The organism is Caballeronia sp. PC1, from assembly GCF_021353155.1.
GTDB classification, from domain to species: Bacteria; Pseudomonadota; Gammaproteobacteria; order Burkholderiales; family Burkholderiaceae; genus Caballeronia; species Caballeronia cordobensis.
On sequence record NZ_JAJUBH010000002.1, the window covers coordinates 96,275 to 119,525 of the forward strand.

Consider the following 23,251-nt stretch of genomic DNA (forward strand, 5'->3'; position numbering starts at 1 on the left):
CCTCAACCGGGAATGAAACGTTCTGCCTTGAGTCGCTCGAACAGGTCGAAGAACGCATCTGGCGTGCCTTGGTAATCGAGGAACCCGGCCTTACGACTCTTGGTCATGTCCGTCACGACTTCCATTGGACGGCCAAGATCGGCGTCGGTGTGCCACCACGACGCGAGCCGATCGATGTCCGGCTCCACCAGGCCGTACCTTGCGGCAACATCGCGCCATTGATGCGCGGCGTCCAGCATCCGACCTTCGAGTGGTCGCACAATGTCGTCGAATGGTGCCGCTTCGATGTCGAAATAACCGGCCAGTTGGCCCCACATCGTTTTCCAGCGAAAAACGTCGCCGTTTACTACGTTGAAATCTTCGTTTCGCGCCGCTTCGCTCGTCGACGCCCATTCAATATGCCGTGCAAGAAGGCGTGCATCGGTCATGTCCGTGAGGCCGTTCCACTGTGCGGCGGAGCCAGGAAAGACGAAAGGCTGGCCAGTATGTCGGCATAGCGTCGCGTAGATGGCGAGCGTCTGCCCCATGTTCATCGCGTTGCCGGGCGCAAAGCCGATAACCGTGTGCGGGCGATGTACGCTCCAAGTAAAGCCTTCGCGCGCCGCGGCGTCGAAGAGCCGATCTTCCTGCTCGTAGTAGAAATTCTCGACCGGCTGACGCCCCTGAGATTCCCGAAAAGGCGTATCCGGAACTGTGCCGGACGCGTATGCCTCGAACGGGCCGAGATAGTGCTTCAGCCCGGTAACCAGCGCTGCATGTTCGAGCTTCGAGCGCCGACCCAACGAATTGAGGACGTTGCGGACCATCGCGCCGTTGACGCGGATGTTCTCCTTCTCGTTCGCCTGCCGCGCCCAAGCGGTGAAAAACACATGGCTGACGTCGACGTTCGCCGTCGCAGCCGCGACAGATTCGGCCGACGCGAGATCCGCGACGATGAGTCGGCACCCCGGCACGCCGGCCGTACGTCCACGCGATAGTCCATAAACGGTCCAGCCGGCCGACAGCAGACGATCCGCTAAGGCTCGTCCGACAATGCCGCTGGCGCCGACAATCAGTGCTCGATGATTCATGTGTAAGTCCGAGTTTCGTTCATTGCTCGAGGATACTTCAGACTGAATTTCTCATTTGGGATACTATTTCTATATTCAACCGAATATATTTCATCAATTGGCTGCATTTCCGACCGAACGCCTGAAAGGTATTGTTCCGTTCGTCTGCGCCGCCGACGCGGGCGGCTTCACGGCGGCTGCGGAACGACTGAACCTTACGAGTTCGGCGGTGAGCAAGAGCGTTGCTCGGCTCGAACGGCGGCTCGGCGTTGTGCTATTCGAGCGGACGACGCGCAGCCTCGCGCTCACCGACGCAGGGCGTGCGTTCCATGAAACCTGCACGCGCATTCTGTCGGAGCTCGCGGAGGCGGAAGCCGTTCTCGCCGCGCAAAAGCGTGAGCCGGTTGGTACCGTGCGCGTTGCGTTGCCGGCCTCCTTCGGCCGTCTGTGCGTCGTGCCGGTGCTGTCGCGCTTTTCAGCGCAATATCCGGACGTGCGGCCGCATCTGTTGTTCGCAGACCGCTTCGTCGATTTGGCTGAAGAAGGCATCGATCTCGCCGTGCGCATCGGCGGGCCGCCGGATCTGCCATCGTCGCTCGGCCGGCGCTTTCTAGGCCGCGAACGACTGATCTTCTGCGCGGCGCCGGCCTATCTTGAGAAAAACGGCATGCCGCGGAGGATCGACGACTTGCAGGAACATGCCTGCGTCGTATACGGACGGTCCGATGGCACGCAGCCGCCGTGGTCGTATGCTGCGGCGGACGGGCAAGTCGTGCAATGCGTCGTGCGTCCACGCATCGTGGCAGGCGACGCCGAAGCACAACTTGCATTCGTACGGGCGGGACTTGGTATCGCGCAACTCGCGACCTGGTTGGTGCGGGATGATCTGAAGGCCGGCCACCTCGTCACGATCCTTGGTGAGGCCGCAACTGATGGCTTGCCGCTCAGCTTGTTGTGGCCGGTAGCGCGGCAACTGACGCCGAAGGTCCATGTGCTGGCACAGATGCTCGAAGGGCATTTACGTGTCCGATGAACAAGATCGTCCGACCTCTCAATCGGACTCTTGCTCAAATGATTTCGATCGCAAACGCAGCTCCCTTGATCCTCAGTGTATCTTCCCTATGTTCGCGGGGCGGAGTCTGGAGCCAGTCGCTTGCGAAGGGGCTGCTCTGTAGACTCACGCTTCTGGTTCGACCGTCGCAAGTACCAGCGTCGCCTCGTATCTCGGGATTCGGCGAGAACTGCAATGAAATGCGTGGGTCGTTGAAGAGCGCAGCAAAAACCAGCTAAAAAAGAATCGAACGTTCACGTAGCCTTGTCGTTTTCGGCTTGTTCGTGTCGTACGGTCGAAAATCGCTCGCGGCGCGCCTTTTCGACAGAGCGGCAAGATCGCCTTGTGGCTTTCCATGATCCGCACATCGTAATTTTCAGCTCACTCGCTACGGTCATGCTCGCGGTTCCTCAATGAAGGAGCCGTCATGAGCTTCACGCCCGAAATCATCGTCGTCGTTGTCGTTGCCGGACTGCTGTGCGGCTTTCTGAATACCGTTGCGTCGTCGGGATCGGCCGTGTCCCTGCCTATTCTCATGTCGGTCGGACTTCACGCGGCCGCCGCGAATGCGACCAATCGTATTCCTGTGCTGGTCGGCGCCATTGCCGCGACTGTAGGGCTCGCGCGAAACGGAGCGATTCCGTGGCGGCGCGCGTTTATCGCAGCGGCGCCGCTCACGGCGGGTGCGGCGCTGGGTGCGATGGCGAGCGAACATCTTCCGGGCCATGACTTGCGCAAATTCATCGTGGCCGCCGTGGTGCTGGCGCTGATCCTGATCCTCACGAAGCTGAAGAACCTGCTGAGCGCAGTCGGCGATGGCAACGTCGAACTCGGCGTCAAGACGATGTTGCTGCTCTTTCTCGTAGGCATATGGACGGGCTTCATCGTGCTCGACTCGGGCACGTACATGCTGCTCGTTCTCGTGCTCGCAGCAGGGCTGACGCTCGTCGAAGCCAATGTCATCAAGAATTTCGCGACGTTGCTGACGACCGCCGCGGCGATGGCGGTCTTCGTCCAGCATCAAAGCATCGATTGGTCGATTGGCGGAATCATGGCGACGGGCAGTCTGATCGGAGGACTGTTGGGCGCGCGCCTCGCAATCTCCGACAAGTCGCGGCGCTGGATCGTCGCGTTATTGGTGATCGTCATCGTCGCCGAGCTGATTCATCTCGCCGTGCCGTTTCACTGGATCGATGCACGAGTCATATCGGCGGTAAATGCTTACAGCGACAACGCGTTAAATTGAAATTGAGCCGCTCTCCTTGCTTCGAAATCCCTTTTATTTTGCTGGCAAACGGGTCATCCGTGTCGAGCCCCGCGATCTGGGACGGCTTTTGAGGTCGCTCGAACAGTGAAGTGTTCTCAATTTGGAGCCACGACACTACGTTACCGTCGCGGATGAAGGATCAAAGCAACTCGCCGTGGCCGACTGACTTCCACTCGGCGCGTCGTCATTCCGCCGCATCCGACTGTGAACAACGCAGCGGACGCGAGGAACCGCGGCGTCAGTGCGGGCGGCGAAAGCAGGACGTTGCCCTCTCTGTCCTTGACGTTGCGTGTCTCCAAAGACACTAAGTCAGTGTAGAAACCTGAACAGTGCGGACGCACCGAACTTGTCCGCAAGCTTGTTCTAGGCGCGCGCCCTGACGAGCGTGATCAGCAATGCCTGCGCGGTGATCTTTGTTTCAATGTGGCAGCGTTCGTGCGGCAGAGCGAGTCAGCTCAGCGCATTGCGCGTCGGGCCACGCGCCGTTGACTCGCTCGATCAGCCCGCGGGCCTACCGGGCTGAGTCGTTGTGCTGCACTCAGTGCGTCGTAGCGGAATCGAGTCCCGTCGACGTGACGACCGGCTGGACTTCGGGCGACGCGAGATAGTCGAGCCACGCCTTCGCTTCGATCGGATGCTGCGCGCCGACGGGAATGCCGGCGGCAAAGCGTGTGACCGATTGCATCGACTCCGGAATCTTGCCGACGAACGCGGCGCCCTTCACCGGACGAAGTTCGCTGACTTGCTGGAATCCCACTTCGTAATCGCCATTGGCGACGACCGACGCCACCGGAATCTTCGGGATCGTTTTCGCCTTGACCTTCACCTGGTCTTCGATGCCGAGCCGCTTGAACAGCTCACGCTCGATATAGACGCCGCTTGCGCTGTCGAGTAGGCGATCGATTTCGCGTGCAGCAGCGTTTGCTTCAATCCATCGACCGAACCGATATAGGGTTTCGGCGCGCCGTCGCGCACGACCGCGCCGATACGCAAGTCCGCAAGCTCGACGCGCGATCCGGGCACGACCTTGCCTTCCTTGATGAGCTCGTCGAGCGCGTAGCCGACCATGATCACCACATCCGCAGGCTCGCCGCGTTCGAGCCGGTTCGGGATGGCTTCCGGCGATTTGCCCATAGACGGTCACAGTGCGGTATCGAGCGTGTTGCCCGTTGCTGCCGCGAACCTGGGTCCGAGCACTTTATAGGCGGCGGTGAATCCGCCCGAACTCATGACGTGCAGTCCGGCCGCTTGCACGCTCGTGCAGGCAGTGTGGCGGGAAGCAGCGCGGCGATGCAGAACTTGAGAAGGAAGGATTTCATCCGCTCGCGTGATGTGAGGTTGAGGAAATGGATGGATCAGGCGGATCGAAGCGCGGCCGGACGGCGCCGGTAGAGCGCGAGCGTCGCACCGAGCGCGCAAACCGCTGCGAAGCTCATCCAATAGCCTGGCGCGGCTTTGTCGCCTGTCATGTGGATGAGCGCCGTCGAAATCGCCGGGGTGAATCCGCCGAAGACAGCCGTGGCAAGACTATATGCCAGCGAGAAGCCTGCCACGCGCACCTCGACCGGCATCACTTCCGTCAGGGCGACGACCATCGCGCCGTTGTACATGCCGTACATGAACGACAGCCACAGCAGCACGAGCAGCATATTGATGAAACTCGGCGCGTGCGCGAGCATCGACAGCGCGGGATAGGCGGTGACGATCGCGAGAATCGTCATCGAGAGCAGCAGCGCCCGATGCGGTCCGATAGCGCCCCGCCGATCGGCAGCCAGATGAAGTTCGACACGCCCACGCACAGCGTGACGAGGAGGCTGTCGGCGGTGCTCAGATGCAGAACGGTCTTGCCGAAGGTCGGCGCATACACGGTGATCAGATAGAAGCTGGTGGTGGTCATGGCGACCAGCATCACGCCTGCGATCACGACGCTCCAGTTTTGTACGAGCGTGCGAAAGACTTCGGCCATCGTCGGCCGATGCTGACGCTTTTTGAACTCCTGCGTTTCCTCGAGATTGCGCCGCAGAATGAAGATGAACGGCACGATCATGCAGCCGACGAAGAACGGCACGCGCCATCCCCACGCGGCGATGGCCGCCGTGTCGAGCCATTGATTGAGCGCGAAGCCGAGCGCCGCGGCAACGACGATGGCGACCTGCTGGCTCGCCGATTGCCAGCTCGTGAAGAAGCCTTTCTTGCCGGGCGTCGCCATTTCCGCGAGATACACCGACACGCCACCGAGTTCCGCGCCCGCCGAGAAACCCTGCAGCAGGCGGCCGAGCAGCACGAGGGCCGGAGCGAAGAGGCCGATGGTCGCGTAGCCCGGCACGAATGCGATCAGGATGGTGCCGCTCGCCATGATCGAGAGCGTCACGATCAGACCCTTGCGGCGGCCCACATCGTCGATATACGCGCCCAGAATGACCGCGCCAAGCGGCCGCATTAGGAAGCCCGCGCCGAAGACGGCAAACGTCATCATCAGCGAAGCAAATTCACTGGCCGCAGGGAAAAACACCGCGGCGATCTGAGTCGCGTAGAAGCCGAACAGGAAGAAGTCGAACTGCTCCAGGAAGTTGCCAGCCGTGACGCGCAGCACGGCGGCACTCTTCGACTGTCCGGAGGACGCGGTATGAGCGGAGGGGTGCATCGAATGTCTCCTGAATAGGGATGCACGGCATCCCGGCGTATTGTTGTGTACCTAATGGTCGCCGGAATTCTGAAAAACGAAAATTGCAACTTTTGGAAGGATTGATGTTCCTTGAACATCAATCCTTCATCACGGGTATCAAGCCACGAAGCGGCACTGCGAGGCAGGCGTGCGCGTGTCCATGTTGCGACCGCGGTTGAGGTGGTCGTCGATTTCCCCCGCGCAGCCCAGCATGCGGGGATAAAGGAAAATCGTGAACGCCGCCGTTTCGAGATCGGACTCGGTCAGGTCCCCGCGCCGCAACGGCTGCCAGAGCATCTTCAGCAACAGCGCGGCGATGATCGCATCGACATTCACGCAGTAGACGTTCCGAGACACGCCGGCATCGAACAGTGCCTGCACGAGTTCGCGATAGTACGCATGGAACACGTTGTACTCGCCGCGCTTCTCACACAAATCGGCGATGAACACCTCGCGCGGATCATGGTTGACCGGCCTGTCCTTGAATACCGGATGATTCACGCCTGGAAGCTTGGCGATGTCGAGGCTGCCCGCGTTCTTCTGTCGTGCCTTGTACTGCGCATACTGTTCAACGGATCGCTCGGCGAGCGCGCGCAGGTCGATGGCGTGGTCCGGCCTGGACGGATTGTCCAAGGCGGTTTCCTTGAAGGCGTCGATCAGAAACGCGATGCCTTCGTAGCCATTGCCGCCGTGCGTGAAGCCCGTATGCGAGAGAAAGCCGACAAGCGCCTTATTGAGCTGCACGCGCTCGGGCGATTCCGGTCCATCCGCGGACACTGCGCCCTTTGCCCCTTGTGCCGATATCGCGCCGGGACCATTGGTGAGCAGAAGGCCTGCGAGGGTCTTGAAGGTGAACAGGTCCTCAGGGCCTGGTTTGAGATTGAGAAGGGCGGCGAAGCAGAGCTCGGTTACGCTGCGCTCGTTCAGCACTTCAGCAGAGGAGAAGCCGCTGAAGCCGTCCGGGCCGTGGCGCGAGGCGTCGGCCGATGCCCCGATCAGCGTTCCGATCAGCATGCTCCACCAGGGCAGGCTTTCGGCGGTGATGCGTGAGATGCGCTTACGCATGAGCGGGCCCCATGCCAGCGTTGTCGTGATCGCGGCCAGTACCGCATCTGCGCTCGGGTGAGCGGGCCGTGAGGTGAGCCAGCGAACGAAAGTCGAACTTGCACCGCGCGCCGCAAGTCCGGCGAGCATGGCCTCGGCGCGCGGATCCCGGGCGTCGGCGAAGAACGCCTCACTGCCGGTCGCATCGACGAGATCAAGATCGAAGTCTTCGTCGTGCGCGCGGGCAAGGCCAGCCGCCGAGAAGCGGTCAATCAGCCATTTGACGGCTTCGCGCGCGGCGCGCTGACGATTCGGCCCGCAGATGGAGGCCGCAGCCGCAAGAATCGCGTTCGGCGCATTGCCGGCCTCGCGAGCGGCTTGCGCCGCAGCGAGTTCCGGCATGCCGTGAAGATTGACCGATGCGCCAATTGCCACGTTGATGAGCTTTTCGTCGTTCTCGCCGCCGAATTCGTGCAGCAGCGCAAGGCTCACATTCGCTTCGAGCGAGCGCGTCGCGGCCTCCAGCATTGAGGTGCCGTGCAGGCTGCTCACCTGCGTCTTCGCATCCATCTGCGACGCTCCTGAGGCGTCCTTGAGCGTCTGACGAGGGGCAACCGCACCAACCTGGCGATTGACCTGCGAGACCTGTTCGTCATAGGGGGCGACGGCACTTACCACGGGAATAGCGAGGGCCGACGGAAGTTCGATGCCCTGGTCGGAGCCGAACCACGGTTTGAGCGCGAGACTGCCTTCAGGCTCGAAGTCGGGCATCGTTGCGTTGGCGCGCATCACGGCCGTCAGCGCCGCCGGAATATGCGCGATGTTCGTGACGACCGCCCCTTTGGCCGAGCAGCACGGATCGTCGGGCGTGAAGAGCCGGTCCACGCCGAATTTCTCCATGAACCAGCGTTCCTTGGCTTGCGCGTCGTCGGAGCCGCCGGCCATCGCACCGGCGTGGCCGACCGCGCGCGTCAGTCGGCTCTTCCAGCGTCCCACTACACACGCGACCACCGGCTTGCTGAACTGTGCGTCGGCCTCGTAGTAGCCGCCCGGTTCGCAATAAAGCACCGCCGCCTTGCTACGCGCATCGTTGGCGAGGGCGAAGGCGAATTCCGGCGCGGCGTAATGGATATAGACGTCCTTGCCGCTTGAAATAACCGTCGAGGTGCCCCAGCCGCTCATGCGCAGGTACTGCGCGATCGTCGTGCTGAAGCCGCCGGAATTGGAGAAGATCGCAATCGATCCTGCGCGCAGCGAATCGTCTGGATTGTCGCCGCCGAGCGCTCCGCCGATTCTCACCCGATTCCACGAATCCGCGACGCCGAGACCGTTCGCGCCGAAGATGTCGATGCCGGCTTGCTGCCCCATCGCGCGGATTTCGCGGGCATCGTGAACCGCGATCTTCTCGGTGATGATGAAGATCTTGCGCAAATCGGGATTCACGCGAATCAGCTCCGCGACGCCGTCGCGCGCGGCCGACGGCGGCAGATAGACGACGCCGCAGTTGAACCGGTGTCCTGCCTCAAGACCTTCGCGAACGTTGTTGTACACGGGCACATCGCCGGCGGGCGTCGCGAGCATTTGACCGCCTTTGCCCGGCGCTGTGCCAAACACGACGTTGCCGCCGGAAAACGCGTGGCTGACGGGTGTCACGTCCGAGGATTCACCGCCCAGAACGTTGAGCACGCAGACGCGGTCGTCGCGCGTGGCGATCTGCGCGAGTGAGTTGATGCCGACGAAATACTTGAAGGGGCTATTGCCTTGCTTGTGCATGTCCATCTCCTCAGGCCGGGTTCGCTTCGGCTTCCATTGCGCTCGCGCCGATCCGCGCGGCAATCTCGGCCCGGCCGCCCGCGCGCATCCACGCGTCCGCCTGGCGGGCGTACTGAATCACTTCGCTGATATCGGAGTCGAATCCAAAGAGCCGGTAGGGCAGACCGAGCGAGTCGCAGGTGTCCCTGAGTGCGGACATGCCGCGCACGAGATTCGGACCTCCGCGGCCGAGCACGACATAGAGGGGCGTCGGGCCATGCTCGCTGAAGTGTTCGCGAAGGGCGTCAGCCATCGCGCGCAGCGTCTCGAAGATATCGGTGTTGTTCGACTTGCCGCCGATGATGAACAACACGTTCGACTGTTTGAGCCAGTGCCTGAAGCAGATGCGGGCCACTTCCTTCATCTTTGCGTAAGGCGGATTGCCGCCGAAATCCGACGAGATGATCGCGGCGTCCCCAAGCATCTCGGTGACAAGCGAATTGGCCCCGCCGCCGAAGGTGGGCGCCAGTATCGTTCCCATCTCGTTGATCACGTAGACGTCGCTTTGCCCCTGGTGCGTGCGCAACTGATTGATCTCCTGTTCGAAGTCGGAGTAGTCAGCGGCAAACAGGTGCGGCGGCAGACCAAGACGCGCCCAGCGGGGATCATCGCGATCGAAGCCGCACTTGAAGTCACACGCGACTGGCGTGAGCCGCCCGTTTTTGTCTTCGCGCATCCGGATCGGATTGAGCTCGAGCGTGGTCATGCCGAAGTCGTGGAACAGTTCCCAGAGCTTCGGCAGCTGCTGAACGAGCGGCGAAATGATCTCCTTCGGCGCGCCGATCTCGGAGAGCGCGTTGGCCACGACAAACGCCTTCAGCCCCGTCAATGCATCGAAAGGCACCATGGCGACGTGCTTCGGATCCACCTCTTCGATGTCCATGCCGCCCATGTGCGAGAGCGTCATGGTTGGTGCGCGAAAGCGGGTGGAATCGGTGATCGAGAAATACACTTCGTGCTTCGCTGGCACACCGGCTTCGAACGTCACGCCATTCGCCTTCGCCTTGATATGACCAACGGTGTGCTCGGCGAAGTACAGACGTTCCTTCTCTGCTAACGCGGTCTTGAGATCGGTGGCGCGGCCGAGGAGACCTGCTTTTCCCTTCTTTCCAACGCCGCCTTTAAAAACTGGCTTAATGAAGACCTGACGATGACGGTCGATCAAGGTTTTGATTTCCTCTTCGCTGGCACTGGGCCCGAGGATTTCGCTCGCCGGAAAACCGACGAACTGCAACAAGCGCGAGCCGTGCAACATACCGGTAATTTGCATGGATGTCTCCTGAGGTACTTACGAAATGCGAAAGTAGTGCGGGCGCTGTTGGGTGTTGCAAGCGCTTGATCCGAATGCGATAGCTGTGAACGGCGATCAAAGCGCCAGCGGGTCCGAGCGCGGTAGACTCTCACGTGGGTTACGCGGTCTGACATTTGGACTGAGTGGACCTCGCCGCGCGGTCAATAAGCGCATGCGAGGGAAATTTCTGGCAACACGCGCTAGCTGCGCAAGTCACGCCTCAGGTCGTACATACCGTGTCTCCGACGCGTTTTGTTTGTGTTCCCATGTTGCTGGGATCATCTTGAGGTCAGATACTCACGCAAAACGACCTTCGCGATAAGTGCATTTTTTTGAGGCATTGATGCGCGACTGTTATCAATGCAGGCGGACGAAATATGACATCGCCGCTGCGGCCCTCAATCGGACCGGCTAAAACAGATGGGTGGGAGGCCGCGGCTCACGCCTCCGACGCCGCTTCCGGCCTCCGCGATGAGCGAAGGCGCATAAGCGATCTGCTGCTCAGACTTTCACTGGCATCTTGATTGCCGTGCGAGTGGTCTACCGGTTCAAACCTGAACCGTAGGCGCCGCTGCCGCCTGTCGACGAGCGCCGATGGACCGCGCTATGGCCGTGCCTATCGCGAGTACCAACAGGCACGCAGTAGGAACGAGCATCGGAGCAGCGTGGCTTTGAGTCACCTTACCGACATACGGCATCAGGTTCTGGCCAAAGAACCCGCCGAGATTGCCGATGCAGTTGATCGCTGCAACACTGGCTGCCGCGCGAGCGCCAGTGAAGAAACGCGGCGGGAGCGACCAAAAGCACGGGTATAACAACGGAATGCACGCCCCGCCCAAGCAAAGCGCGATGAAGCGTAGAGACGTGGTGGGCAAAACCAAACTCGATGCAAAGCAGACGACTCCGATGCCTGCAACGACGGTCATTGCGCGCAGTACAATACGTTCACGTTTCAGCTTCCCTGGCAGCCAGAGCAAGAGCAGGGCAGCGAGCGCCCAAGGAATCATGTTAAGCAGTCCATTGACGGTGGCTGAGACGCCGTAGCTTTTCACGAGCGTTGGCATCCAGTAGGTCACGCCATACAGCGACGTCGACATCAACATGTAAGTCGCGGCGAACATGAGGACCTTGGGGTCGATGAATGCAGCCCATGGGTGCGACGCCTTTGCCTCCGGAGAGGCTTCCCTCAGAAAGGCCGCTTGCACCACGTCTTTTTCCGCCTGTGAAAGGAACGGAGCAACCCGCACGGAATTCGGCAGGTACTTCAAGGCGACGAAGGCAACAATGATCGCCGGAGCGCCGGTCGCAATGAAAACCCACTGCCAGCCATCGAGTCCCCACGTCCCACCGAGGGAGAGCAGAAGCCCGCCAACCAGAGACCCGAGCATATTTGCCAGGGCACTGCCGAGCGTGAAGAATCCGAGCACGCGAGTCCGGTAGCTCTGTGGAAACCATTGTGTAAGGTAGTAGATGACGCCGGGATAGAAGCCCGCCTCAGCGACACCGAGCGCAAAACGATAGAAGTAGAACAGCGGAAGAGACTTCGTAAACGCCAGCAAAACGGTGATGATTCCCCAGGTGACCATGATTCGCGCCAGCCAGGTACGAGCGCCGAAGCGATGAAGAGCAAGCGTACTGGGAACTTCGAACAACAGGTATCCGATAAAAAACAAGGATGCACCAAAGCCGTAAGCGGCCTCAGTCATGCCCAGCGCCTGCACCATCTCCAATTTGGCAAAACCAACGTTCTGGCGATCGATGAATGCGATGAGAAACATCACAATGAGCAACGGCATGAGGCGCCATGCCATTTTTCGCATGACATGCTGTTCAGAAATCGGAGTCGTGTCCATGGTCCCTCCAGGGAGAACGCCTGCCGCTCCGCCCACAATGACAATCTGCGGCAGATCAAGCTAGGACGTAAGATATAAACATATATATCTTTATATCTCTGAATGACTTCGCCGTTCCATGGGGTATTACCCGGACGCGAGCGGTCGCGCGCCGGCTCACTGTTCGGATGCGACGACAGTGATTCGGTGCGAATTAGCCTCGGGATAACCAGCGCGCGATGATGCGGGCTTCGCTAGGACGGGGGAGAAAGCGCCGTCAGAAGACGAACGCGAAAGCTGGATGTTTAGCGAATGTCGACTTGATATTGAAAACCAGCCGCAGCGCCTCGGGTCGTCCGCCATTCGATCGGTGTTCCCGCAAAGTCGGCAGCGATTCGCTGAACCTGGATGACCGCGCTGCCGAGATCGACGCGCAGCGCAGCCGCGTCCTCCTCGGTCGCTTGCTCAACAGTGAGCGTCTCCGTGGCTGAAGCCACTATTTGTCGGCACGTGCGTTCATAAAGCGGATACATCAAATCCCCGAACTCGTCGAGCGGGAGGGTAGTCAACGCTTCGAAGCGATGGCGAGCAAGCCAGATTTCTTCCCGAAGGACTGGCTCGGAATCGATGAGACGAACGCGAGAGAGGCGGATGCACTTTTCGCTGCTCTTCATTTGCAGTGCCGCGCGAATCGCTTCGCTTGGTTTCAGAACAGTACGTCCCAACACCTTTCCCGTCGGCTGGACTGACTTGCCGTCCGCTGATTTGAAGCGAAAAAATCGGAACAAGGAAGAGTCAAAGCGCGGCCGGCGGACGAAAGTCCCTTTGCCCTGCGTGCGGGTCAGAACGCCATCAGCCACCAACAAATCGATGGCTTTGCGCAGGGTGCCGATGGACACCTCGTAGGCCTGACAGAGGTCCGCCTCGGTCGGTATCGCCTGCTCGGGTGCCCATTGTCCATCGGCGATACGGCGTACGATATCGTCGCGGATAAGTTGGTAGCGCGGCAGCCGCAGGTCTGCGTTAGTGGGGAAAGTGACGATGTCCATAGGTCATATAGATATACACAACTCTATTTCTACTGTAGCACTGTCGTCTCCGAGGGATAATCCCGACAGACACCCAGCCGCACAAGCCTAAACTGTCGAGATATATTCATATATATGAATATATGTACCGATGAGGGCAACGATGTTCGCTCGGTATGCGCCTCGTCAGAAGCGGTGCGACCGGCATCAGGCTCAATCTGATAGGGCGGCCGCTTCCAGATTTGCGTTCGTCAGTTTGGACCACGTTTGGCAGACGACTTGCGCTATTTCGATTGCATGTCGATTTGCACAGACATGCGTGCGCTGGCACTTATCGAGCCGCTTCTCGACCAAGGCTTGCCCGTGGTTGTGGACCACTTTGGAAGGCCGGCTCCTGACAAGGGAACGAGCGACCTTGGATTTAACGAACTGCTCGCATTCGGCGCATCCGGTCGGGTGTGGGTAAAGATTTCAGGCGCCTATCGCTGCGCGGAGCCGGGCACGTCCTTCCTCCGTGAGGCAACCGAACAGTTGCTCCGCGCTTACGGACCAGCGCGCCTAATGTGGGGTAGTGAATGGCCAAGCACCCAGTTCGAACATACGACTGACTGCGCTCGAGCGGTCTCGGTGTTACAGGACATTGTCGATTCGACATCAACCAAGCGCCTCGCAGCGCTTCGGCAGCGGACTCCCTTTCTCGCACCTTATGGGGTAGCCACGCAGGTCGGTATGTTGCTTCGCTATGTCACCTGATTGTCGCCGTGACCGGCGACCCGGATCGAGCGTCGTGGGAGCGAGGGAGTCTCGCCCCGGCGCGGGCACAGCCCACGGCGGGGTCCGCGTCGTGGACGCCCGTCGGCATGGTTACGCCGAACGCATCGTCGGGCCTGGCACGGGTCTAAGCAGATATGGCCGCGATGAGGCATGAAGCCGTACAGGCGTTTGTAAAAATGAGCGCCAACGGATTGTCGAAACAGTTGTCCCCACGCGCTCATCGGGCCAGGTACGAATCCATGGGAATGAGCTCGACGGCCCATCCACTTTCTTCGCCAAGCGTGGCGGCCGGATGCATGGACGCAATGCGCAACGCCTCGTCACGGGTATCCGCCTCGATGATGAACAGGCCGCCCACGACTTCCTTCGACTCGGCGTAAGGCCCATCAGTGACGTGCGTTTTGCCGCCGCTTGGACGAAGCGTTCTCCATTTGTCTAGATCGCCAAGCGATGCGGAAACCAGAACCTTACCGGTAGCGCGCATTCTTTCGTCCAGCGCCGGGCATTGGCTCACCAGTTCCCTGACGTCGTCTGGCGCCATCGCGGCCATTTTTTCTGGGGTGAAGTAGGCCAGGCCTAGAAATTTCATGGGAGATCCTTTGTTGGCTGCGGACTTACTGACGACGAACCGAGTGATCGGAAATCGACACTGTTCTTGGAGAGGTTGTAGCAGGTTTCACCACCCTGTCCGCTTCGGGGCCGCTCACGTTCTGCGTTGTCGCCAGCAGCGCTTGCCGGTGTGGAGAACAATAAGGACTAACACGAGGGTCAGGGTAATCCGAAGACTCTCATCCAGCGCAGGAATCGTCTCGTCATTTCTATCTATAAGGATGACGAAATAACAACGATGTACATTGATGACATGGAGATCGCGATGAAGAAGTGGGTGCTGGCGGCAGGCGTGTCCGCCATGGCGACGGGCGCGGCGCACGCGCAGAGTAGCGTCACGTTGTTCGGGCTGATCGATGAAGGTTTCAACTATACGAACAACGTCGGCGGACATCCGCTCTACGCGATGTCGAGTGGCGACGTGCAGGGCAGCCGCTGGGGGCTGCGTGGATCTGAAGACCTGGGCGGCGGCCTCGCAGCGATTTTCAAACTCGAATCGGGCTTCAACGTCAATAACGGACGGCTGGGCCAGCAGGGCCGAGAGTTCGGACGGCAGGCTTATGTCGGTGTGTCGAGCACTCAGTACGGCACGCTCACGTTCGGGCGTCAATACGATTCGGTGACGGATTATCTGACCTCGCTCACGGCGAACGGAAGCTGGGGCGGCGGCATGTTCTCGCATCCCTACGACAACGACAATACCGACGATACGTTCCGTCTGAGCAACGCCGTGAAGTACGCGAGCATCGACTATCACGGGTTTTCTTTCGGCGGCATGTACGCGTTCAGCAACGACACGAATTTCGGCCTCAATCGCGCGGTGAGCGCTGGCGCGCAATACACTAGCGGCCCGCTCACCGTGGCGGCGGCCTATCTCGACATCGACAATCCCAATGCGAACACGTCGGGCGCGGTATCGATCGGGCCGAACGGCAGTGGCGACGGCAGTTGGACGGCACGCCGTCAGCGCATCTATGGCGCGGGCATCAACTATACGATCGGCAAGACGACGCTCGGCTTCGCCTACACGCGCACCGATCTCGCGCAGCCCACCGGCACGCAGTACGCGAATCTGGCGGCAAATGCGGCGCTTGGCACCGCCTCCGATCTGCGTTTCAACAATTTTGAAGTCAACGCGCTTTATCAGTTCACGCCGGCGTTCTTTGTAGGCGGCATGTACACGTACACGCAGATGACTTACGCGGGCAGCACGGGTCAGAGCGCGAAACCGAAGTATCACCAGTTCGGGCTGATGGCCGATTACCTGCTCTCCAAGCGAACGGACGTCTACGCGCAGGCCGCCTACATTCAGGTCGCCGATGCGGGCGCGGCGGCGGGCACGGGACTCGAAGTGGCATCGAATCCGGATACGGCGGGGCCGTCATCGACGAATCGGCAGGTGATGGCGCGCGTGGCGATTCGGCACAAGTTCTGATATTTCAACATATTGGGCGAGACGAACGGTTCCGTTCCAGATTGCTGGACGGTAGATCGCTCGCCCGCGAATTTTGAATGCTATGCCTAATTCAAACGACCGGAATGGCTCGCAACCGGTCGTTGACGATTTTCAGGATCATATGGCCGAGATGGGTCGATTTCGCCTTTTGGTCGGGAGGCGAACCGCTGTTCGCGATGACCGTAGTTGTGAACGACCGGTGTCGAGGGTTGAAGAGCCGTCCCGCCGGCAAACGACGAACGTCAGCAATGGTCGATGACATGCTCGGCTTGGACGTTCTTGCCTGGTAGCGGTCACGGACGCTCACGGGGCCCAATCGCAACGATGGTTGACGATCTTTTCGCGACGATGGAAGATTTATGGTTGAAACTTGTCGCTCCCGGAAGTTATTTGAGTAACAGACCAAGCGCCTAGGCTCCGTTTTGACCTCAGAACCCGGCCAAAACAGAAGTTATTTGGTTAATTTTCCGGAAGGCAATTGAGTTCTTCCACAGTTCCGCTGACCTGTAAGCCTGTAAATGAGTCGTCGAATTCGGCAAATCGCAACTCATCCATCTCTCTTTGTCTTTAGAGCGCGCTTTTCTTCTCGACGACGCACAAGCGAAACACATATCTCCAGCGCTGTTTTCCGCAAGTGCCTTGCATCTATACCCAGAGAGACAGCGACATCTCGCGACGTAGAGACTTGATCGCTCTGTCGAATACCCGCGACCCGTCCCTCGCGAAACTCCGGGCAGCCAATATCGGGTCCAGCTTTTCGTCTCGCATTGATCGTCGGAGAGCAGCGAAGTACCGCGCCGAGGGCATGCTTCTACATATCTAATGTGGAAGACAAACTAATTGGTTAGGCTTAGCGATTCGATAATAAGTATCGGCTCGTACCGATGGTTGACGACGCACCGGTGGCTTAAGCTTGCGGACATCGGGGACATGACCGTTTGAGCGCGCAAATGTAACTCGGGTATCAACCGCAGTCGCCGACATGCCAATAATACGGGCGGGAAGATTGCCACTGAGATCAGCATGCCGACGTTTGAGAGCGCTTTCGTTTGAGGGCTTTGCATCGGAGGGACATGATGAACGACAAGACGTGGATTGTAGTGGCGGATGAAGGTCGGGCGCGCGTGTTCCAGGCTCCAGGGCTCACCCTCGACCTCGAAGAAGTCGACGATTTCGTCAATGTCGCGCATAGCGCCACGGCGCTAACCGAAAAGCAGGCTGTCGAATTTTCCGGGAGCGAACGCAAGGAAAAAGAACGGGATAAATTTGCAGTTCAGGTGGCTGAGTACCTCGAACAGGCACGTCTCCATCAACGCTTTGGCCGCTTGAGATTGATAGCGGAATCCAAGTTCCTTGGCATGATCTTGTCCAGCCTGAGCGCACAAACCCGTGAGCTCGTCTTCGAAAAGGTCAGCAAGGATTATTCGGCGTTGAGCATCAAAGAGATACAGAAGCATCTGCAACAGGGGTGACGCCTGCATGATATGGAAGACCGCTTCGTCATGCGCATTGTATGGCCACCCGGCTCCAGCGGCCTGTCGCACGTACGGGCTACGATACTAAACATCGGTAAACGGAATTTCGTCGTCGGGTCCTAACGGTATCGCGCCTACTTCTTGTCCTGGTGACGTAATCCAGCAGATTTTCAGGTCCCTTGCGTGAATGCCGACGTGATTTCCCGGTCGAGCGACGTGATTGAAAATTTCAGATGCCCAACAACACACCAGAGCCACAAGCCGTCTGCGATCCGATTTCCCGCAGCGCGATCTTTCTCACACTGACGGTAGCGCGCGGCGAAGACCAGGCTGCTGCCGTGCGGGAATGGTGCGGCGAGATTGCCGCGCTAGTCCGCGCGGTCGGCACGCGCGCACCTACCGCCAAGCTCTCCTGCGTGTGCGGCTTCGGCTCCGAAGCGTGGGACTTTCTCTTCGGCGCGCCGCGTCCCGCGTCACTGCATCCGTTTATCGAAGTCGGATCGGGCGAGCGCCAAGCCATTGCCACGCCCGGAGACATCCTGCTGCATATCCGCGCGGATCACATGGATCTTTGCTTCGAACTTGCGTCACAGTTGCTCGAAAAACTGGGAAATGCCGTCACGGTCGTCGACGAGGTGCACGGCTTTCGCTACTTCGATCTGCGCGACATGGTGGGCTTCGTCGACGGCACGGAGAACCCATCAGGCAAAAGTGCTGCAAACTTCTCGATTGTCGGTGACGAAGATGCCGAATTCGCGGGCGGCAGCTATGTGGTCGTACAGAAGTACTTTCACAACTTGAGTGCATGGAATGCTTTGACGGTCGAGCAACAGGAAAAGATCATCGGGCGCAAGAAGCTAGCCGATGTCGAACTGGACGCGGACGTGAAACCCTCGTGCTCGCACAGTTCGCTGACGACCATCGACGAGAATGGTCAGGAGGTGAAGATCCTGCGGCACAACATGGCATTCGGCCGTCCCGGTGCAAAGGAGTTTGGCACCTACTTTATCGGCTATGCGCGCATGCCCGGACCGATCGAGCAGATGATGGAGAACATGTTCGTCGGTCGGCCGCCGGGCAATTACGACCGTCTGCTCGATTACAGTCGCGCGGTGACGGGCGGGCTCTTCTTCGTGCCGTCCGCCGATCTGCTCGACGCGCTTCCCGACAGAACGCCCGCCGCGGCGGTGTCGGCCTCGCCTTCCAGCGCGCCTCGGCGCGAAGCCACCAGCGACGGAACACTGAACATCGGCTCACTCAAAGGAACGCCACAACATGAATAACCTTCATCGCGAGCTTGCACCGATTTCCGAAGACGCGTGGGAACAGATCGAAGCCGAAGTGGCGCGCACCTTCAAGCGCTCCGTAGCGGGGCGGCGGGTGGTCGACGTGAAGAGCCCGGGCGGAGTCGCGCTCGCGGCCATCGGCACGGGGCACCAGACGAACATCGCCGCACCAAGGAAAGGCGTGGCGGCAAAGCTTAACGACGTCCGGCAACTCGTGCAATTGAGCGTGCCGTTCACGCTGCAGCGCGAGGCGGTGGACAGCGTGGAGCGCGGCTCGAACGACGGCGACTGGCAGCCCGCGAAAACCGCCGCGAGCGAACTGGCACTCGCCGAGGACAGCGCGATTTTCGATGGCTTCGTGGCCGCGGGCATCGTCGGGATACGCGAGGGCAGTTCGAACCCGCCCACGGTTTTGCCGGCGGCCGTGGCCGACTACCCCGCGGCGGTCAGTCAGGCGCTGGAAAAGCTGCGGCTCGCGGGCGTCGAAGGCCCGTACTCGGTGCTGCTCGGGGCGGATGCCTACACGGCGCTTGCCGAGGCGAGCGATCAAGGTTATCCGGTGATTCAGCACATCAAACGTATCGTAAGCGGGGAGGTCATTTGGGCGCCCGCGTTGCAGGGCGGCTGTGTGCTGTCCACGCGCGGAGGCGATTACGAATTGCATATCGGACAGGACCTGTCCATCGGCTATACGAGTCATACCGATACGACCGTGCAGTTGTATCTGCGCGAGACGCTGACGTTCCTGATGTTGACGAGCGAGGCTTCGGTATCCATCGCGGTGGGGGAGTGACCCCCGGCCGCACCGGACAATACGACGCCATAAAAGACCTTGGGGAGTGAGACCTGATTACCACGCGGTGGTTTGGGTCGAGCCCGATCGACAGTCGCATATCGGTGGGCTCGATGGTGAACCGCCCCGAACATGGAGACGATTGATCATGGCTGCCCTTTGTGAAATTTGTCATGCCCGTCCGGCTGTCGCGCAAGTGACCGTCGCGCAGAATGGCCAGCGCAAGTCGATGTCGATTTGCGAGTACGACTACCGGCAGTTGATGCGGCATCAAAGCATGCTGAATCCCTTCGATTCGCTTTTGGGCGGCGGCGGATTGTCTCGTCTGATGGGCGGCATGCAGGACGCCGGCGATGAAGACGAGGAGGACATGATTGCCTCCGTGCCGCGCGAATCCGTCGACGTCACGGACGCCTTTAGCGAACAGACGATGGAGTTACTGCAACGTGCCGCCGAAAAAGCGCACGAGCTGCAGAAAACGGAGCTCGACACGGAGCAAGTGCTTTACGTTCTCGCCGATACCGACATCGTGCAGGCGCTCTTCAAGGAGCTGAAGCTCGCCCCCGACGACATCAAGCGCTATATCGACGAGCACGCTCAGAAAGGGAAGGCCGATCCGGACGCGCCCGTCGAGAAGATGACGATCTCGCCGCGCCTCAAGAAAGCCTTTCAATACGCGTTCCAGGCGTCGCGCGAACTGGGGCATTCGTATGTCGGTCCGGAGCACGTGCTGATCGGGCTCGCGGCCGTGCCTGACTCGATTGCCGGTACGCTGCTCAAGAAGTATGGCGTGACGCCGGAAGCGCTGCGGCAGAAGGTGGTAAAGGTGGTCGGCAAGGGCGCGGAGGACGGCCGGGTGGACACGCCCACAGGCACGCCCACGCTCGACAAGTTCGGCCGCGATCTCACCGCCATGGCGCGTCAGGGCAAGCTCGATCCGGTGCTCGGACGCGCGCTGGAAATCGAAAATACGATCGAGGTGCTCGCACGACGCAAGAAGAACAATCCCGTGCTGATCGGCGAGCCAGGCGTCGGCAAGACCGCGATCGTCGAAGGTCTCGCGCAGCGAATCGTCAATGACGACGTGCCCGAAGATCTGCGCAACAAGCGGCTCGTCGAGATCAACATCAATTCGATGGTCGCGGGCGCGAAGTATCGCGGCGAGTTCGAGGAGCGCGCCAAGCAGCTCATCGACGAGGTCACGGCGAAGCAGGACGAGTTGATCGTCTTCATCGACGAGCTTCATACGATTGTCGGAGCGGGCCAGGGCGGCGGTGAGGGCGGCCTCGATATTGCCAACGTGCTGAAGCCGGCGCTCGCGCGCGGCGAACTGAGCCTCATCGGCGCAACAACGCTCAACGAGTATCAGAAATACATCGAAAAGGATGCGGCGCTCGAACGCCGCTTTCAGCCCGTGCTCGTTCCCGAGCCGACGGTCGAGCAGACCATCGTCATCCTGCGCGGGCTGCGCGACAAGCTCGAAGCGCATCATCAGGTCACCTTCGCGGACGATGCGTTCATCGCCGCCGCCGAGTTGTCGGATCGCTATATCACGTCGCGTTATCTGCCGGACAAGGCCATCGATCTCATCGATCAGGCCGCGGCGCGCGTGCGCATCGGTTCGACCTCGCGGCCGCCCGAGATTCAGGAGCTGGAAGCGGAGATCGCGCAGTCGAAGCGCGAGCAGGACTATGCGTCGTCACGCAAGCGTTTCGATGAAGCGAAGAACTTCGAGGAGCGCATCAAGGAGAAACAGAAAAAGCTGGAGGAACTCACCGAGGCTTGGCAGCGCAAGACCGGATCGGAGACGCTCGAAGTGACGGTGGCGTCGGTGGCGGAAGTGGTGTCGCGTCTCACGGGCATTCCCGTCACCGAGCTTACGCAGGAAGAGCGCCAGAAGCTGCTCGACATGGAGAACACGCTGCGCGAGCGTGTGGTCGGTCAGGACGAGGCGGTGGTCGCCGTGAGCGACGCGGTGCGGCTGTCGCGCGCGGGCATGGGCCAGGCGAACCGGCCGATCGCGACCTTCCTGTTCCTCGGACCGACGGGCGTCGGCAAGACCGAGCTTGCGAAGGCGCTCGCGGAAACCGTGTTCGGCGACGAGCAGGCGGTGATTCGCATCGACATGTCGGAATACATGGAGCGGCATGCGGTGGCGCGGCTGATCGGCGCGCCACCGGGATATGTCGGCTATGACGAAGGTGGTCAGCTCACCGAGCGCGTGCGCCGGCGTCCGTACTGCGTGATCCTGCTCGACGAAATCGAGAAAGCGCATCCCGACGTGAACAACGTGCTGCTGCAGGTGTTCGACGATGGCCGCCTCACCGACGGCAAGGGTCGCGTCGTCGACTTCAGCAACACGATCATCATCTCGACGAGCAATCTCGGCGCGTCCATCATTATGGATAACCTTGAAAAGAACGAGAAGGATCGCGATTCGGAAAAGGACATGCGCGCGAAGCTCATGGACGTGCTGAAAGGCCACTTCCGCCCCGAGTTCCTGAATCGCATCGATGAGATCATCGTGTTTCATGGGCTTTCGCGCGAGAACATCCGCTCGATCGTGCAGATTCAGATCGAGCGCGTCACGCGCACGGCCGCCGCGCAGGACATCACGCTCAAGGTGCAGGACTCGGTCATCGATCATCTCGCCGATGTGGGATACCGGCCGGAGTTCGGCGCGCGCGAATTGAAGCGCCAGATTCGTCAGGCACTGGAAACGCGGCTCGCGAAGGAAATCCTCGGCGACAAGCTCAAATCCGGCGACACGGTAGACGTGAGCTACGACAAGGACACAGACAAGATGGTGTTCACCAAGGTCGAAACGGAAGCGAAGCCGAAGAAGGCCAAGTCAGCCGCGAAAAAAAGCGCGCCGAAGACGGAAGGCAGGAAGGAGTCGGCGAGGAGCGAAACCTGATCGCGTTCTGTTCGGAACCGGGCGGCGATGTCAGCCGCCCAGCTCCTGAAACGCATGGCCGTTCGTCTCCAGTTCCTTGAGGATCTCGGGCGATAGCTCGCTTTGCCAGACATGCCCGGAAAATTGCCACTGTTTCGCCTCGGCCGCTGCAAAATCCGGCAGGCCTGCCCCCTTGCGGACGTACAGTCCGAGCGTCGGTTTGGTGAGGTTGATGTAGAAGTCGAACTCTGACTGTTGCTGTTGCATGGTGCACCTCCGGATAGCTTGAAAAGGGCGTTTCACTCAGCATAGGCCACGCGACGGCAAAGAGGCGCTTTTTTAGCGACGCTTGTATATGCTCGAAGGAACGGAGAACCTCTCGGACGATTTGGGATGCTTATTTATACAGCCATGACCGGATTGACATCCATGCGGAAAATTTATCCGCATTCCGACCGATCATAATTATCGGAGCACGCGGACACATGACGCCTGCCAAACGACTACATTAGTGGGTGCGTTTCGAACGGAGGGGACTATGAGTCCTGCACTTGATGCGTTTAAAGGCTTCAGCATCGCGGTCGAAGTCCGTCAAAATGAAAGAGGGGCGTGGGTTGCCGAAATCGACTTCAGCAAGGACGGCCAGCCGCTCGTCGATGTATGGCCCCGGACGACTCAGCCCGAATGGCTGACTGTCGAGGAGGCGACACGCGATGGGATCGAATGGGCGCGCCGGGTCTTGATGCAACAGTATGGCCAGGCGTCACATTCCTGGGTCGCTACCCGCGAGCGTGCGTCGGCTTGGGTGCAGTCAGAAGTCGATCGGCGTCGGGATGGAACAACCTTCTACGGTTGATCATGACGGCGTTTGACTGAGTTTCTCGCGCTCGCTGCGCGGACAACATTCACGAATCGTTCGATGA

The 23,251-nt window shown here is 60.1% G+C and carries 17 protein-coding genes and 2 pseudogenes; 9 read left to right on the plus strand and 10 right to left on the minus strand.

Features of this window, described 5'->3' with window-relative positions; all coding sequences use genetic code 11:
• Positions 1-2 precede the first annotated feature (2 nt).
• Entirely contained in the window at positions 3-1,070 is a 1,068-nt protein-coding gene (locus LY284_RS16280) for an SDR family oxidoreductase (protein WP_233387278.1), read from the minus strand.
• Positions 1,071-1,167: 97 nt separating this feature from the next.
• Between LY284_RS16280 and LY284_RS16285 the strand changes: the two genes are divergently transcribed.
• Both LY284_RS16285 and LY284_RS16290 read left to right on the plus strand, forming a co-directional pair.
• Positions 1,168-2,082, plus strand: a complete 915-nt coding sequence (locus LY284_RS16285; protein WP_233387279.1) for a LysR family transcriptional regulator — start codon at positions 1,168-1,170, stop codon at positions 2,080-2,082.
• A 445-nt stretch (positions 2,083-2,527) separates the two neighbouring features.
• Complete coding sequence (locus tag LY284_RS16290) at positions 2,528-3,346, plus strand: sulfite exporter TauE/SafE family protein (protein WP_233387280.1); 819 nt, start codon at positions 2,528-2,530, stop codon at positions 3,344-3,346.
• Between the two features lie 559 nt (positions 3,347-3,905).
• Here the strand turns inward: LY284_RS16290 and LY284_RS16300 are convergent.
• The 6 genes and pseudogenes from LY284_RS16300 to LY284_RS16325 all read right to left on the minus strand — a co-directional run bounded on the left by LY284_RS16300 (position 3,906) and on the right by LY284_RS16325 (position 13,060).
• Positions 3,906-4,501, minus strand: a pseudogene (locus LY284_RS16300) (substrate-binding domain-containing protein).
• A 221-nt stretch (positions 4,502-4,722) separates the two neighbouring features.
• Positions 4,723-6,011: pseudogene (locus LY284_RS16305) on the minus strand (MFS transporter).
• Between the two features lie 138 nt (positions 6,012-6,149).
• A complete protein-coding gene (locus LY284_RS16310) occupies positions 6,150-8,849 on the minus strand; it encodes a CoA-binding protein (protein WP_233387281.1) in 2,700 nt (899 codons plus the stop codon).
• A 10-nt stretch (positions 8,850-8,859) separates the two neighbouring features.
• Positions 8,860-10,158, minus strand: coding sequence for an ATP-grasp domain-containing protein (locus LY284_RS16315; protein ID WP_045453145.1), 1,299 nt, complete (start codon positions 10,156-10,158; stop codon positions 8,860-8,862).
• Between the two features lie 569 nt (positions 10,159-10,727).
• Positions 10,728-12,032 carry an MFS transporter gene (locus LY284_RS16320; RefSeq protein WP_045453148.1) on the minus strand — a complete coding sequence of 435 codons (1,305 nt, stop codon included), beginning with the start codon at positions 12,030-12,032 and terminating at the stop codon, positions 10,728-10,730.
• Positions 12,033-12,316: 284 nt separating this feature from the next.
• The gene (locus LY284_RS16325; protein WP_045453150.1) at positions 12,317-13,060 is read right to left on the minus strand and encodes a GntR family transcriptional regulator; all 744 of its coding nucleotides are present in this window, start codon (positions 13,058-13,060) and stop codon (positions 12,317-12,319) included.
• A 294-nt stretch (positions 13,061-13,354) separates the two neighbouring features.
• On the opposite strand from LY284_RS16325, the gene LY284_RS39245 reads away from it, so the two are divergent.
• Positions 13,355-13,792 (plus strand): amidohydrolase family protein, encoded by a 438-nt coding sequence (locus LY284_RS39245; RefSeq protein WP_375294285.1) that lies wholly within the window; start codon positions 13,355-13,357, stop codon positions 13,790-13,792.
• A 238-nt stretch (positions 13,793-14,030) separates the two neighbouring features.
• On the opposite strand, the gene LY284_RS16330 is transcribed toward LY284_RS39245, so the two are convergent.
• Positions 14,031-14,402 (minus strand): YciI family protein, encoded by a 372-nt coding sequence (locus LY284_RS16330; protein ID WP_045453152.1) that lies wholly within the window; start codon positions 14,400-14,402, stop codon positions 14,031-14,033.
• 258 nt (positions 14,403-14,660) lie between these two features.
• On the opposite strand from LY284_RS16330, the gene LY284_RS16335 reads away from it, so the two are divergent.
• Positions 14,661-15,857, plus strand: a complete 1,197-nt coding sequence (locus LY284_RS16335) for a porin (RefSeq protein WP_309243199.1) — start codon at positions 14,661-14,663, stop codon at positions 15,855-15,857.
• A gap of 91 nt (positions 15,858-15,948) precedes the next feature.
• Here the strand turns inward: LY284_RS16335 and LY284_RS16340 are convergent, their stop codons facing one another.
• Positions 15,949-16,140 (minus strand): hypothetical protein, encoded by a 192-nt coding sequence (locus LY284_RS16340; RefSeq protein ID WP_233387282.1) that lies wholly within the window; start codon positions 16,138-16,140, stop codon positions 15,949-15,951.
• 811 nt (positions 16,141-16,951) lie between these two features.
• On the opposite strand from LY284_RS16340, the gene LY284_RS16345 reads away from it, so the two are divergent.
• The 4 genes from LY284_RS16345 to LY284_RS16360 all read left to right on the plus strand — a co-directional run bounded on the left by LY284_RS16345 (position 16,952) and on the right by LY284_RS16360 (position 22,349).
• Positions 16,952-17,350: a host attachment protein gene (locus LY284_RS16345; RefSeq protein ID WP_233387283.1), complete on the plus strand. Its 399-nt coding sequence runs from the start codon at positions 16,952-16,954 to the stop codon at positions 17,348-17,350.
• A 236-nt stretch (positions 17,351-17,586) separates the two neighbouring features.
• Positions 17,587-18,636 (plus strand): Dyp-type peroxidase, encoded by a 1,050-nt coding sequence (locus tag LY284_RS16350; RefSeq protein WP_233387284.1) that lies wholly within the window; start codon positions 17,587-17,589, stop codon positions 18,634-18,636.
• Positions 18,629-19,432 (plus strand): family 1 encapsulin nanocompartment shell protein, encoded by an 804-nt coding sequence (locus LY284_RS16355; protein ID WP_233387285.1) that lies wholly within the window; start codon positions 18,629-18,631, stop codon positions 19,430-19,432. The genes LY284_RS16350 and LY284_RS16355 overlap by 8 nt, the downstream gene beginning before the upstream one ends.
• 148 nt (positions 19,433-19,580) lie before the next feature.
• Complete coding sequence (locus tag LY284_RS16360; protein ID WP_233387286.1) at positions 19,581-22,349, plus strand: ATP-dependent Clp protease ATP-binding subunit; 2,769 nt, start codon at positions 19,581-19,583, stop codon at positions 22,347-22,349.
• Between the two features lie 30 nt (positions 22,350-22,379).
• On the opposite strand, the gene LY284_RS16365 is transcribed toward LY284_RS16360, so the two are convergent.
• Positions 22,380-22,595, minus strand: coding sequence for a hypothetical protein (locus tag LY284_RS16365; protein WP_233387287.1), 216 nt, complete (start codon positions 22,593-22,595; stop codon positions 22,380-22,382).
• Between the two features lie 271 nt (positions 22,596-22,866).
• Between LY284_RS16365 and LY284_RS16370 the strand changes: the two genes are divergently transcribed.
• Positions 22,867-23,184, plus strand: a complete 318-nt coding sequence (locus LY284_RS16370) for a DUF6566 family protein (RefSeq protein ID WP_233387288.1) — start codon at positions 22,867-22,869, stop codon at positions 23,182-23,184.
• The last annotated feature ends 67 nt before the right edge of the window (positions 23,185-23,251 follow it).